General features: G+C 60.8%; 11 protein-coding genes. 3 read left to right on the forward strand and 8 right to left on the reverse strand.

The window, feature by feature from the left end:
* Positions 1-190 precede the first annotated feature (190 nt).
* Positions 191-532, reverse strand: a complete 342-nt coding sequence (locus tag ASD95_RS09445; protein ID WP_056724057.1) for a DUF6124 family protein — start codon at positions 530-532, stop codon at positions 191-193.
* Between the two features lie 129 nt (positions 533-661).
* Here ASD95_RS09445 and ASD95_RS09450 point away from each other — a divergent pair, with 129 nt between their 5' ends.
* On the forward strand, positions 662-1,309 hold the full coding sequence (locus ASD95_RS09450; protein ID WP_056724059.1) for a LexA family protein: 648 nt from the start codon (positions 662-664) through the stop codon (positions 1,307-1,309).
* Between the two features lie 39 nt (positions 1,310-1,348).
* Here the strand turns inward: ASD95_RS09450 and ASD95_RS09455 are convergent, their stop codons facing one another.
* The 4 genes from ASD95_RS09455 to ASD95_RS09470 all read right to left on the reverse strand — a co-directional run bounded on the left by ASD95_RS09455 (position 1,349) and on the right by ASD95_RS09470 (position 7,015).
* Entirely contained in the window at positions 1,349-3,304 is a 1,956-nt protein-coding gene (locus tag ASD95_RS09455) for an acetyl/propionyl/methylcrotonyl-CoA carboxylase subunit alpha (RefSeq protein WP_056724061.1), read from the reverse strand.
* Positions 3,304-4,116: a gamma-carboxygeranoyl-CoA hydratase gene (locus ASD95_RS09460; RefSeq protein WP_056724063.1), complete on the reverse strand. Its 813-nt coding sequence runs from the start codon at positions 4,114-4,116 to the stop codon at positions 3,304-3,306. Before ASD95_RS09460 ends, ASD95_RS09455 begins: the two co-directional genes overlap by 1 nt.
* A 115-nt stretch (positions 4,117-4,231) precedes the next feature.
* Entirely contained in the window at positions 4,232-5,839 is a 1,608-nt protein-coding gene (locus tag ASD95_RS09465) for a carboxyl transferase domain-containing protein (protein ID WP_056724065.1), read from the reverse strand.
* 12 nt (positions 5,840-5,851) lie between these two features.
* The gene (locus ASD95_RS09470) at positions 5,852-7,015 is read right to left on the reverse strand and encodes an isovaleryl-CoA dehydrogenase (protein ID WP_056724068.1); all 1,164 of its coding nucleotides are present in this window, start codon (positions 7,013-7,015) and stop codon (positions 5,852-5,854) included.
* A gap of 206 nt (positions 7,016-7,221) precedes the next feature.
* On the opposite strand from ASD95_RS09470, the gene ASD95_RS09475 reads away from it, so the two are divergent.
* On the forward strand, positions 7,222-8,916 hold the full coding sequence (locus ASD95_RS09475) for an AMP-binding protein (protein WP_056724070.1): 1,695 nt from the start codon (positions 7,222-7,224) through the stop codon (positions 8,914-8,916).
* 665 nt (positions 8,917-9,581) lie between these two features.
* On the opposite strand, the gene ASD95_RS09480 is transcribed toward ASD95_RS09475, so the two are convergent.
* From ASD95_RS09480 to ASD95_RS09490, 3 genes are all read right to left on the reverse strand, one after another.
* Complete coding sequence (locus ASD95_RS09480; RefSeq protein ID WP_056724072.1) at positions 9,582-10,481, reverse strand: hydroxymethylglutaryl-CoA lyase; 900 nt, start codon at positions 10,479-10,481, stop codon at positions 9,582-9,584.
* 143 nt (positions 10,482-10,624) lie between these two features.
* The gene (locus ASD95_RS09485) at positions 10,625-11,026 is read right to left on the reverse strand and encodes a MerR family transcriptional regulator (protein WP_046037804.1); all 402 of its coding nucleotides are present in this window, start codon (positions 11,024-11,026) and stop codon (positions 10,625-10,627) included.
* A gap of 204 nt (positions 11,027-11,230) precedes the next feature.
* Complete coding sequence (locus ASD95_RS09490; RefSeq protein WP_056724073.1) at positions 11,231-12,160, reverse strand: LysR family transcriptional regulator; 930 nt, start codon at positions 12,158-12,160, stop codon at positions 11,231-11,233.
* A 164-nt stretch (positions 12,161-12,324) separates the two neighbouring features.
* Between ASD95_RS09490 and ASD95_RS09495 the strand changes: the two genes are divergently transcribed.
* Complete coding sequence (locus ASD95_RS09495) at positions 12,325-13,554, forward strand: acyl-CoA dehydrogenase (protein WP_008053616.1); 1,230 nt, start codon at positions 12,325-12,327, stop codon at positions 13,552-13,554.
* The last annotated feature ends 115 nt before the right edge of the window (positions 13,555-13,669 follow it).

Below are 13,669 nucleotides of genomic sequence, written 5' to 3' on the forward strand. Positions count from 1 at the left end.
AAAAGCCGGGTCAAAAACCGTGATTAGCCTGATGAGGAGATAGTCCAGGAGACCGACCTAAGGTCACCTGGTCCATCGACTGATCTCGCGATCAGTTGATGCAATAATAATCATTCTCGTTTACAGGTCAAGCGTTTTCACCTGCGCGACAGGAAAATTCTTTCCTGTCCTCTCGATTCGCCTTCTCGCCTCAACCGTTTTCATACTTCTCCAGCGATCGATCGACCATCGCCTTGGCCATGTCGATCATGTGCACCGTCGAAAACGCCAGGTCGCGGCTTGCGCCTTGCAGGTGACTGGCGGACTCGTACGCGGTGGCGGCAGCACAGCGCAACAGGTCCAGGGCATGGACCAGCGCCTCTTCGCCGCTGATATTGCGATTCACATCAAAAAAGCGCGGCTCGGTCACTTCCTCCGAAATAGCTGGTTTCAAGTAATAGTCCAGCGCGCGTTGTGCCGCCGCAGAGTCCAGGGGCGAGGTGAAGGTATTGTCGATTTGCATGTCCGGGCGGTCATTGGTGGGTTGGTTCATGGCGATGGCAAGCTCCGTGTTAGATTCAGATCCGTGGATCGATCCTAATACGAACTGTATTTGTGACGACAATTTAAATACTACATTTTGTGTTTTGATGGCTGGAGTCGCCCACGTATCGTGCCGCACATGGATAAATGGATTGAATTGGTCAAGGCCAAGATGAGTGAACTCAAAATCACTCAAGAGATACTCGCCGAGCGCCTCGGGATGTCCCAGGGCGGTATCGGCCACTGGCTCAATAAACGTCGTGAACCCGGCATCGACGACATGAACCGTGTGCTGCGGGCGCTGGGCCTTGAGTTTCTCGAGGTGGCGCTGGTGATCCGGGAGCCGCAGGCGTCAACGGACGACGAAATTCCCCTGACACAGAAGTACAATCCGTACTTTCGCTACCCGGTCAGTGACTGGCGAGAACCTGCCGTAGTGCGCGACGGCGAGGTCCCGGCGTACGGAAAAGGACACTTTGAACTGTCCGATTACCACGCCCGGGGGCCGGCATTCTGGTTGAGAGTGGCAGGCGATGCGATGACCGCACCCAATGGCATGAGCATCCCGGAAGGCATGCTGATCCTGGTGGACCCGGCCGTGGAAGCCGAGCCTGGCAAACTGGTCATTGCCCAGTGGCCGGACAGCACCGAAGCCACGTTCCGCAAGCTCATCGAAGAGGGCGGGCAGCGTTATCTGGTCCCGCTCAATCCGACGTATCCGAAAGCCTTGTACACCGAAGAATGTCGAATCATCGGCGTAGTGGTTCAGGCAACAGCCAGGTTCTGATCAGATCGGTCCTCGCGGTGCGTAGGACCGATCTTCATTTCATGCTTCTTCCAGTTCGACCAGTGCACTGCCTTCGCTGACCATTTCGCCTTCCTGGCAATACAGCGCCTTGATCACCCCGGCGTGGGGCGCGCGGATGCTGTGCTCCATCTTCATCGCTTCCAGTACCACCAGTTGCGCCCCGGCCTCGACCGATTGCCCGGCCTCCACCAAGACACGGACGATGCTGCCGTTCATGGGGGCGGTCAGCCCGCCCTGATGGCTGTGGCTGGCCTCGACGGCGCTGATCGGGTCGTAAGCCTCGATGCGACGCAATTCGCCATCCCACTGCAAATACACCTGTTCGCCACGGCGTATTGCGCGGTGTTGACGTCGCACACCCGCCTGCTCGGTCAGCAGATGCTCGCCCTTGAGCAGAGCGTTGTGGGCATTGATGTCGCCCAGCGTCAGGGCCCGGTCCTGGCCTTCACAGCTCAGGTGAAGGGTGATTTCTCGCGGCAAACCAGCCCGCAGGCCGTTACCCGCCGCCCATGGCGAACTCGGGTCGTCGGCGCGGGTGGCAGGCGGCTGGCTCTGGGCAAACGCCTGGGCGGCGGCCTGCCAGAAATCGTCGCTGAGTTCCGCAGGGGCCGGCAGCAACTGCTCCTGATAGCGCGGAATGAAGCCGGTATCCAGTTCGGCAGCAGCAAATGCCGGGTGACCGATGATGCGCCGCAGGAAATTGATGTTGGTCTTCAGCCCGCCGATGGCGAATTCATCGAGCATGCCAAGCAGGCGCAAACGTGCCTGTTCACGGTCTTCGCCCCAGGCAATCAACTTGCCGAGCATCGGGTCGTAGAACGGCGAGATCTCGTCGCCTTCTTCAACACCGCTGTCCACTCGGCGCCCCGGCCCCTGGGCTGATTCGCGATACAGTTCCAGGCGACCGGTCGCCGGCAGGAAATCATTGCCGGGGTCTTCGGCATACAGCCGCACTTCGATCGCGTGGCCCACCAGCGGCACCTGATCCTGAGTCATCGGCAAGGCTTCGCCCCGTGCCACGCGAATCTGCCAGGCCACCAGATCGAGGCCGGTGATGGCTTCGGTGACCGGGTGTTCGACTTGCAGGCGGGTGTTCATCTCCATGAAGAAGAACTCGCCGCGCGCATCCAGCAAAAACTCCACGGTGCCGGCACCGACATAACCGATGGCTTGCGCCGAACGCACGGCGGCTTCACCCATGGCCCGGCGCAACTCCGGGCTCAGGCCTGGCGCCGGGGCTTCTTCGACGACTTTCTGGTGGCGGCGCTGAATCGAGCAGTCACGTTCGTTGAGGTACAGGCAGTGGCCGTGCTGGTCGGCGAACACCTGTATTTCCACGTGACGCGGCTTGAGCAGGTATTTCTCCACCAGCATCCGCGAATCGCCGAACGACGATTGCGCCTCACGCTGGGCCGAGGCCAGGGCTTCGGCCAGTTGGCTGACGTCCTCGACCACTTTCATGCCTTTGCCACCGCCACCCGCGGTGGCCTTGAGCAGCACCGGGTAGCCGATGCGCTCGCAGGCGGCGCGGAAGGTTTCCAGGTCCTGGGCTTCACCGTGATAACCGGGCACCAGTGGCACGCCAGCGGTTTCCATCAAGGCTTTGGCGGCAGACTTGCTGCCCATGGCGTCGATGGCCGAGGCGGGCGGGCCGAGGAATATCAGGCCGGCGTTTTCGATGGCGCGGGCGAACCCGGCGTTCTCCGACAAAAAACCGTAGCCGGGGTGAATCGCCTGGGCACCGCTGGCCTTGGCGGCGGCGATCAGTTTGTCGATCTGCAGATAACTGTCGGCGGCTTTGCTGCCACCCAGGTCGACCCGAATGTCGGCTTCGCGGCTGTGCCGGGCGTCACGGTCGGTTGCGCTGTGCACGGCCACGGTAGTCAGGCCCAGGGCCTTGGCGGTACGCATTACCCGGCAAGCGATTTCGCCACGGTTGGCCACCAGCAGGGTGGTGAGGACAGGTGCGCTCATCAACGGGGCTCCTTGGTGGTTTCGGCTTGCCAGCTCGGCGGACGTTTTTGCAGGAAGGCGCGCAGGCCTTCCTGGCCTTCGGGGCTGACGCGGATGCGGGCGATGGCGTTTTCGGTGTAGCGGCGCAACGCCGGGGTCAGTGAGCCGTCGCCGACTTCACGCAACAGGTCCTTGCTGGCGCGCATTGCGGCCGGACTGTTGAGCAGCAGGTTGTCGATCCACTGCTCGACTTTCTGTTCCAGCTCGGCACTTGCATAGCTCTCTGACAACAAGCCGATTTCCCGGGCCCGTTGCCCGCCGAAGCGCTCGGCGGTCAAGGCATAGCGACGGGTCGCGCGCTCGCCAATGGCTTGCACCACGAACGGGCTGATCACCGCCGGCGCCAGGCCGATGCGCACTTCCGACAGGCAGAACTGCGCGTCATCGGCACCGATGGCCATGTCGCAGCAACTGATCAGGCCCAGCGCGCCACCAAAGGCTGCGCCTTGTACCACCGCCAGGGTCGGAATTTTCAGTTTGGCCAGGTTGTACATCAACTCCGCCAGTTCCCGGGCGTCATCGAGGTTGGTGGCGTAATCGAGCTCGGCCGATTGCTGCATCCAGGCCAGGTCAGCGCCGGCGCTGAAATGCTTGCCGCGACCGCGCACGATCAGGAACCGCAGGCTGGCATCGCTCGCGACTTTGTCGAGGGCGAGGATCAGTTCGCGGATCATTTCGGCGTTGAAGGCGTTGTTCTTTTCTTCGCGGCTGAGCCACAGCGTGGCAAAACCACGGGGGTCGGTCAGCAGTTCGAGGGTGTTGAAGTCGCTCATATTCGTCCGTCTCCACGGTCCTTGTGGGAGCGGGCTTGCTCGCGAAGAACGATAACGCGGTGCATCAGATGAACCGCGGCGAATCCTTCGCGAGCAAGCCCGCTCCCACAGAAAATCACATCCGGAACACGCCGAAGCGGCTCGGTTCGATTGGCGCGTTCAACGACGCGGACAAGGCCAGGGCCAGTACGTCGCGGGTCTGGGCCGGGTCGATGACACCGTCGTCCCACAGGCGTGCGCTGGAATAGTAGGGGTGACCCTGTTCTTCGTACTGGTCGAGGATCGGTTGCTTGATCTCGGCTTCCTGCTCGGCGCTGAAACCCTGGCCGCTGCGTTCGGCCTGCTCGCGTTTGACCTGCACCAGCACGCCGGCCGCCTGTTCGGCACCCATCACGCCGATGCGCGCATTCGGCCACATCCACAAGAAGCGCGGATCGTAGGCGCGGCCGCACATGCCGTAGTTACCGGCGCCGAAACTGCCGCCGATGATCACGGTGAACTTCGGCACCTTGGCGCAGGCCACAGCGGTCACCAGTTTCGCGCCGTGCTTGGCGATGCCGCCGGCCTCGTACTTCTGGCCGACCATGAAGCCAGTGATGTTCTGCAGGAACAGCAGCGGGATGCCGCGCTGGCAAGCCAGTTCGATGAAGTGCGCGCCTTTCTGCGCCGCTTCAGCGAACAGGATGCCGTTGTTGGCGAGGATCGCGATCGGGTAACCGTGCAGGTAGGCAAAACCGCAGACCAGGGTTGTCCCGAACAGCGCCTTGAATTCGTCGAACACCGAACCATCCACCAGCCGCGCAATCACTTCGCGCACGTCGAACGGTTGCTTGGCATCGGCCGGGACCACGCCGTACAACTCGTCGCTGCTGTAGAGCGGGGCGATGGGTGTGCGTTGCTGAACCTCACCTTGCTTGCGCCAGTTGAGGTTGGCGACGCTGCGGCGGGCCAGGGCCAGGGCGTGTTCATCGCTCTCGGCATAATGGTCGGCCACCCCGGAAATCTTGCAGTGCACATCGGCCCCGCCGAGGTCTTCGGCACTGACCACTTCACCGGTCGCGGCTTTCACCAGCGGCGGACCGGCGAGGAAGATCGTCGCTTGCTCGCGGACCATGATCGCTTCGTCGGCCATCGCCGGGACATAGGCGCCGCCAGCAGTGCAGGAGCCCATGACCACGGCAATCTGCGGAATGCCCATGGCGCTCATGTTGGCCTGGTTGAAGAAGATCCGCCCGAAGTGCTCGCGGTCCGGGAACACTTCATCCTGGCGCGGCAGGTTGGCGCCGCCAGAGTCCACCAGGTAGATGCACGGCAGGCGGTTCTGTTGGGCGATGGTCTGGGCGCGCAGGTGTTTTTTCACCGTCAACGGGTAATACGAGCCACCTTTGACCGTGGCGTCGTTGGCGACGATCATGCATTCGACGCCTTCCACACGGCCGATCCCGGCAATCACGCCAGCGGCGGGGACGTCTTCGCCATACACCTCGTACGCCGCCAGTTGGCTGATCTCCAGAAACGGCGAACCCGGATCGAGCAGGCGGTTGATGCGCTCGCGGGGCAGCAGTTTGCCCCGCGAGGTGTGGCGTTCCTGAGCCTTCGGGCCGCCACCTTGCGCCACTTGGGCGAGCAGGGTGTGCAACGCGTCGACCTGCTTGAGCATCGCCGCGCTGTTGGTGGCGAACTCCGCTGAACGAGGGTTGAGCTGGGTATGCAGGGTAGCCATGGACAGCTCCGTTTAGCGGGTTTCGTTGAACAGTTCGCGACCGATCAGCATGCGACGGATCTCACTGGTGCCCGCGCCGATTTCGTACAGCTTGGCGTCACGCAACAGGCGACCGGCCGGGAATTCATTGATGTAGCCGTTGCCACCGAGAATCTGGATCGCGTCGAGGGCCATTTGCGTGGCGCGTTCGGCGCTGTAGAGGATCACGCCGGCGGCGTCCTTGCGGGTGGTTTCGCCGCGCTCGCAGGCCTGGGCCACGGCGTACAGGTAGGCGCGGCTGGCGTTGAGCTGGGTGTACATGTCGGCGACCTTGCCCTGGATCAGCTGGAATTCGCCGATGCTTTGGCCGAACTGCTTGCGGTCGTGGATGTACGGCACGATCAGGTCCATGCAGGCCTGCATGATCCCGGTCGGGCCGCCGGACAGTACAACGCGCTCGTAATCGAGGCCGCTCATCAGCACCTTCACGCCGCCGTTGAGCACGCCGAGGATGTTTTCTTCCGGCACTTCGACGTCATCGAAGAACAGCTCGCAGGTGTTCGAACCGCGCATGCCGAGCTTGTCGAACTTGTTGCTGCGGCTGAAGCCTTTCCAGTCGCGTTCGACGATGAAGGCGGTGATGCCGTGGGGGCCCTTTTCCAGGTCGGTCTTGGCGTAGATCACGTAGGTGTTGGCGTCCGGACCGTTGGTGATCCAGGTCTTGCTGCCGTTGAGCACGTACTTGTCGCCGCGTTTGTCGGCGCGCAGTTTCATCGACACCACGTCGGAACCGGCATTTGGCTCGCTCATGGCCAGGGCGCCGATGTGCTCGCCGCTGATCAGCTTGGGCAGGTATTTGGCTTTCTGTTCGTGGTTGCCGTTGCGGTTGATCTGGTTGACGCACAGGTTGGAGTGCGCGCCATAGGACAGGGCCACCGAGGCCGAGCCACGGCTGATTTCTTCCATCGCCACCACGTGGGCCAGGTAACCCAGGCCGGCACCGCCGTACTCTTCCGGCACGGTAATGCCCAGCAGGCCCATGTCGCCGAATTTGCGCCACAGGTCGGCGGGGAACAGGTTGTCGATGTCGATCTGAGCGGCGCGCGGGGCGATCTCTTTGGCGACGAAGGACTGAACCTGATCGCGCAGCATGTCGATGGTTTCACCGAGGGCAAAGTTCAGGGATGGATAGCTCATGGGTCACCTTTTGGCTTTTTTTGTAGGGCGGGGAGGGCCGTGATTTGGTTCTCACCTTTACGTTAACGTAAGCCTGTGACGAATGGCTGTCAATCACCCTTTACGTTAACGTCAACTTGAGCGAGAGTAGAGCCAGTTCAAGATAGAACGCGGACCTACCCTGTGGGACCGCCGGTAGCCCATAAATAAAGACAATAGGGGTCGTCATGGATCAACCCAGTGCAAGCCCGCAACGCAGTTACACCCGTGGTTCCCAGGACAAAGCCTTGCTGGCGATGACCATCGGCCAGGCATTCGACAACACGGTTGCGCAGTACCCGGACGGGGAGGCGCTGGTGGTGCGCCATCAGCAGCTGTGTTACACCTGGCGGCAATTGGCCGAGGCCGCGGACCTGCACGCCAGAGCATTGCTGGCGCTGGGGCTGCAAGCCGGGGACCGCCTCGGCATCTGGGCGCCGAACTGTGCACAGTGGTGCATCAGCCAGGTTGCCACCGCGAAAATCGGCGTGATCCTGGTCAACATCAACCCGGCGTATCGCAGTTCCGAACTCGAATACGTGTTGAAGCAGTCCGGCTGCCAATGGCTGGTATGTGCCGGGGCCTTCAAGTCCTCGGACTATCACTCGATGCTGCAAGGCCTGGTGCCGGAGTTGGCGGAGCGATCCATCGGCAAGTTACAGAGCGGGCGGTTGCCGGAGTTGCGTGGCGTCATCAGCCTGGATGCACAGCCGCCGTCGGGGTTCCTGCCATGGTCGCAACTGGCCGATCTGGCGGGCAGCGTGACGGTCGAGCAACTGCATGAACGCCAGGACAGCCTGCATTTCGATCAGCCGGTCAATATCCAGTACACCTCCGGCACCACCGGTTTTCCCAAGGGCGCGACCCTCAGTCACTACAACATTCTCAACAACGGTTACATGGTCGGCGAAAGCCTGGGCCTGACCGCCGCGGATCGCCTGGTGATCCCGGTGCCGCTGTATCACTGCTTCGGCATGGTCATGGGTAACCTCGGCTGCATCACCCATGGCAGTACGATGATTTACCCGAACGACGCGTTCGATCCGTTGCTGACCCTCGGCGCCGTGGCCGAAGAAAAAGCCACCGCGCTGTACGGCGTACCGACCATGTTCATCGCCATGCTTGACCAACCGCAACGTGCCCAGTTCGACCTGTCGAGCCTGCGCACCGGGATCATGGCGGGTGCGACCTGTCCTATCGAGGTGATGCGCCGGGTCATCAGCGAAATGCACATGAGCGAAGTGCAGATTGCCTACGGCATGACGGAAACCAGTCCGGTGTCGCTGCAGACCGGTCCTTCAGACGATCTGGAACTGCGCGTGACCACCGTCGGCCGCACCCAGCCGCAACTGGAAAGCAAGATCATCGACGAAGCGGGCAACCTGGTGCCACGTGGCACCATCGGCGAGCTGTGCACCCGCGGTTACAGCGTGATGCTCGGTTACTGGAACAACCCCGAAGGCACGGCAGACGCCATCGATCAGGCAGGGTGGATGCACACCGGTGACCTGGCAAGCATGAACGACGAGGGTTACGTGTGCATTGCCGGGCGCAACAAAGACATGATCATCCGTGGCGGTGAGAACATCTACCCACGGGAGCTGGAAGAGTTTTTCTTCACTCACCCGGCCGTTGCCGACGTGCAGGTGATTGGCATTCCTTGCTCGCGCTACGGCGAAGAGATCGTCGCCTGGATCAAGTTCCACCCCGGCCACAGCGCCACCGAGCAAGAGCTGCAAGCCTGGTGCAAGGAGCGCATTGCGCACTTCAAGACGCCGCGCTACTTCAAGTTCGTCGAGGAATTTCCGATGACGGTGACCGGCAAGATCCAGAAATTCAGGATGCGCGAGATCAGTATCGAGGAGCTCAAAGCGATACGGTAGGAGCTGCCGAAGGCTGCGATCTTTTAGGGTTGGCGAAGGTCAAGATCAAAAGATCGCAGGCTGCGCCAGCTCCTACAAGGTTGTGATTCTCTTGGAGATCTCAAATGCCAGACAGCACAAAGGGGAGCCGAAGCTCCCCTTTAATTTTCGTTGCGCGTGCTCTTTTTTTATTATTGAGGGTCGGTCTGTTTTTGTTTTTGGCAACCGTTGCCCTTTACCGCTGTTTTTGGCGATCCCCATTCGGGATCAAGAGCAAACGTATTTTTTTGAGCGCTGATCTACTTTCTCGCTGAGCGATCCAACCAGTACGGGAGCTACCTGAAGGTAGTTTTATTATTCTCTGTCCGGTTGCGGGTAACTCCGAAAAGCACCCTGAAAAGCACATCTTCTCCAAAAAAATCTGTTAGCTGCGTCTCTGCCGTGTTGTTTTTGTTATGTCAGAGTCGTTACGTCTTGTTTTTATTAGGTTTGCCGCAATTTTTTTATTCTTGTTATGCGATAGATATAGCAGGAGGCATGCCAACTTTTTAAAAGCCTTTAAAATCAATGGCTTGGAAAATTGTAGGGTTTTTCGCCTCAGGCAAAACCCTACAATTTGTTTCCGTGTTACTCGCTTGCGCCCACGTTTCGGACACAGCGGTAACACCCGGACACACACAGCGTACTCACTGTGCGCTGCGAGCCTTGGCCACGCGGGAACCGGTAGGGCGACCCAGGACCGTGCAAATCTGCTGACCGGCGAGCATCAAGGTGTCGAGGTCGATTCCGCTGTCGATGCCCAGGCCGTTGAGCAGGTAAACCACGTCTTCGGTGGCGACGTTACCGCTGGCGCCCCTGGCGTAGGGGCAACCGCCGAGACCGGCGATGGAACTGTCGAACACCGAGATGCCTTCCAGCAGGCTGGCATAGATGTTGGCCACAGCCTGGCCGTAGGTGTCGTGGAAGTGCCCTGCGAGTTTCTCCCGGGGCACATCTTTCGATACCACTTCAAACATCCTGCGGGTTGCGCCAGCGGTGCCGGTGCCGATGGTGTCCCCCAGCGAGACCTCATAGCAGCCCATGGCATACAACTCGCGGGCGACCACGGCGACCTGCTCCGGGGCGACGCTACCTTCATAGGGGCAGCCCAGCACACAGGACACATACCCGCGCACGGTTACGCCATGTTGTCTGGCGGCGTCCATGATCGGCCCGAAACGCTCCAGGCTTTCGCTGATCGAGCAATTGATGTTGCGCCGGGAAAACGCCTCGGACGCCGCCGCGAACACTGCGACTTCCTTGACCCCGGCGGCGAGGGCATCTTCGAAGCCGCGCAGGTTGGGGGCGAGCGCACCGTAGACCACGCCCGGTTTGCGCTGGATCTGCGCGAAGACCTCGGCGGAGCCGGCCATCTGCGGCACCCACTTGGGCGAAACGAAACTGCCGACTTCTATATAGCCGAGCCCGGCTGCGGTCAGCGCATCGACCAGTTGCACCTTGTCGGTAACACTGATGGGTTGGGCTTCATTTTGCAGGCCGTCGCGTGGGCCGACTTCGACAATGCGTACGTGGGTGGGGAGGGACATAAGAGATTCACCTGTAGTCATGGTGAGTGGGAATCTAATGTGGGAGCGGGCTTGCTCGCGAAGGCGCCGGGTCAGTCGACATCAGTGTTGAATGACAAACCGTTTTCGCGAGCAAGCCCGCTCCCACAGGGAATTGTGTCGGGTTACTGAACCGATTCCTGGCTTTTGAGCGTCTGCTCCAACGCCTGCACGCAGCGTTCTTCAGCGGTATCAAGCTCGAGTTTCATCTGTTCGATGTCGAGCATTTGCTGTTCAAGCTGCTCCCTGCGCTCGCTGATTTTCGCCAGCATGCTGTGCAGTTGCTTGGTGTTACCGCTGGACGGGTCGTAGAGTTCGATCAGTTCGCGGCATTCCGCCAGCGAGAAACCGATGCGCTTGCCCCGCAGGATCAGCTTCAGGCTGACCTTGTCGCGGGGCGAGTAAATGCGTTCCTGGCCACGGCGCTCGGGGCTGAGCAGGCCTTGCTCTTCATAAAAGCGAATGGCGCGGGTGGTGATGTCGAGCTCGCGGGCGAGGTCGGAAATGCTGTAGGTCTGGCTGCTCATGGGCGCGCTCGCAAAAGGTCATGGCGCTAAGCTAATGTCAGGTTGACGTTTACGTCAAGGGGTGTGAGTTTTCAGTGTTCTTGCGGGCCTCTTCGCGAGCAAGCCCGCTCCCACATTGGATCTTCAGTGGACACAATACTTGTGCCCTACACAGATCCTGTGGGGGCGGGCTTGCTCGCGAAGAAGTCACCTCGGTATCAAGCCTTACACCTTCTCGAGCTTTTTCTCCTGCGCCGTCACCTGCTGGCACAACTCGATCATCTGCTCGCGCATCCAGCGGTTTGCCGGGTCCTGGTCGGTGCTTTCGTGCCAGTAGAGGTGGGTTTCCACCGGCGGCACGTCGTTGACCGGCAGATTAAAGGCGTGCAGATCGTTACGGCGGGCAAAGCGTTCCGGCACGGTCATGACCATATCGGTCTGCTGCATCACCTGTGATGCCATCAGGTAATGCTGGGAGCGCAGGGCGATCTTGCGCTGGATGCCCATCTTGCCCAGCGCCAGGTCGACATAGCCGAGGCCGCTGCGGCGGCTGGAAATATGGATGTGGGTCAGGCCCAGGTAATCATCCAGCGTGAGTTTCTCCTTGCCCGCCAGCGGATGCCCCTTGCGCATGGCACACACGTAGCGGTCCTCCATCAACTTGACGTGACGCACCTGCGGGTCGGTGTTGAGCGGCGCATCCACCGCAAAGTCGAGGCGACCGGCCGCCAGCTCCTTGGTGGTTTCCCGGCGTTTGGACAGGAAACTTTCGATGATCACCGCTGGCGCCAGGCGGCGCAGGCGCTGGAACAGCGGCGGCAGGATCACCGCTTCGGTGAGGTCGGTCATGCTGATGCGATAGGTCTTGACCGCTTGCTGCGGGTTGAAAATACGGCTTTCCTGCACCGACACGCGCAGCAGCGAGAGCGCGTTGCGCACCGGGCCGATGATGTTCTGCGCCATGGGTGTGGGCACCATGCCCTGGGCGGTGCGCACGAACAACGGGTCGTTGAAGGTCTCGCGCAACCGGGCCAGAGCGTTCGACACCGCTGGCTGGGTAATGCCCACAATCTGCCCGGCACGGGTCAGGTTGGCTTCGGTGTAGATCGCGTCGAAGACGATGAAAAGGTTGAGATCGACCTTGCTCAGATTCATTACGCGGCTCTCTTATTGTGTGGGCGGACTGACCGTGACGATCAGTCGATCATATATCGGTGATGAATGTTTATACACGCCGAGAATAGGCTAGGTAAATTATCAACGCTGTTCTAGCATCGATACATGACCTAAACAACCTCCCCCAAGAAGGTATCTCGCTCATGGATTTCGCTTATTCGCCCAAGGTTCAGGAACTGCGTGAGCGCGTAACAGCGTTCATGGACACCTACGTCTATCCCGCCGAAGCCGTGTTCGAGCGCCAGGTCGCCGAGGGCGATCGCTGGCAGCCGACCGCGATCATGGAAGAACTCAAACTCAAGGCCAAGGCCGAGGGCCTGTGGAATTTGTTTCTGCCTGAGTCCGAGCTTGGCGCCGGCCTGACCAACCTCGAATACGCGCCATTGGCGGAAATCATGGGCCGTTCGCTGCTCGGGCCAGAGCCGTTCAACTGCTCGGCACCCGACACCGGCAACATGGAAGTGCTGGTGCGTTACGCCAACGAAGAGCAGAAACAGCGCTGGCTCGAACCCTTGCTGCGCGGCGAGATCCGCTCGGCGTTCGCCATGACCGAACCGGACGTAGCGTCCTCCGACGCCACTAACATGGCCGCCCGTGCCGTGCGCGATGGCGACGAGTGGGTGATCAACGGCAAAAAATGGTGGACGTCAGGTGCTTGCGACCCGCGCTGCAAGATCCTGATCTTCATGGGCCTGAGCAATCCCGACGCACCGCGCCATGCCCAGCACTCGATGATTCTGGTGCCGGTGGATGCGCCAGGCGTGAAGATCGTGCGTCCGCTGCCGGTGTTCGGATACGACGATGCGCCTCATGGTCACGCTGAAGTACATTTCGAAAACGTGCGGGTGCCGTACGAAAACGTCCTGTTGGGCGAAGGACGCGGCTTCGAAATCGCACAAGGTCGCCTTGGCCCTGGCCGGATTCACCACTGCATGCGTTCGATCGGCATGGCCGAGCGCGCACTGGAACTGATGTGCAAGCGCTCGGTGAGCCGTACTGCGTTCGGCAAGCCTCTGGCACGTTTGGGCGGCAACATCGACAAGATCGCCGACTCGCGGATGGAAATCGACATGGCACGTCTGCTGACGTTGAAAGCGGCGTACATGATGGACACTGTCGGCAACAAAGTGGCGAAAAGCGAGATCGCGCAGATCAAGGTCGTCGCGCCGAACGTGGCGCTGCGGGTGATCGACCGGGCGATCCAGATCCATGGCGGGGCAGGGGTTTCCAACGATTTCCCGCTGGCCTACATGTACGCGATGCAGCGCACCCTGCGCCTGGCCGACGGCCCGGACGAAGTGCACCGTGCGGCGATCGGCAAGTTCGAAATCGGCAAGTATGTGCCGAAAGAGATGATGCGTAGCGGGCACTAAGAGCACTGCATCTTTTCTGTCGAGTGAATACTTGTGGCGAGGGAGCTTGCTCCCGCTGGGTCGCGGAGCGGCCCCAAATCCGGCAACCCTGGTGTATCAGATGCACCGGGTTGTC

This window comes from Pseudomonas sp. Root71 (assembly GCF_001429045.1).
GTDB classification, from domain to species: Bacteria; Pseudomonadota; Gammaproteobacteria; order Pseudomonadales; family Pseudomonadaceae; genus Aquipseudomonas; species Aquipseudomonas monachiensis.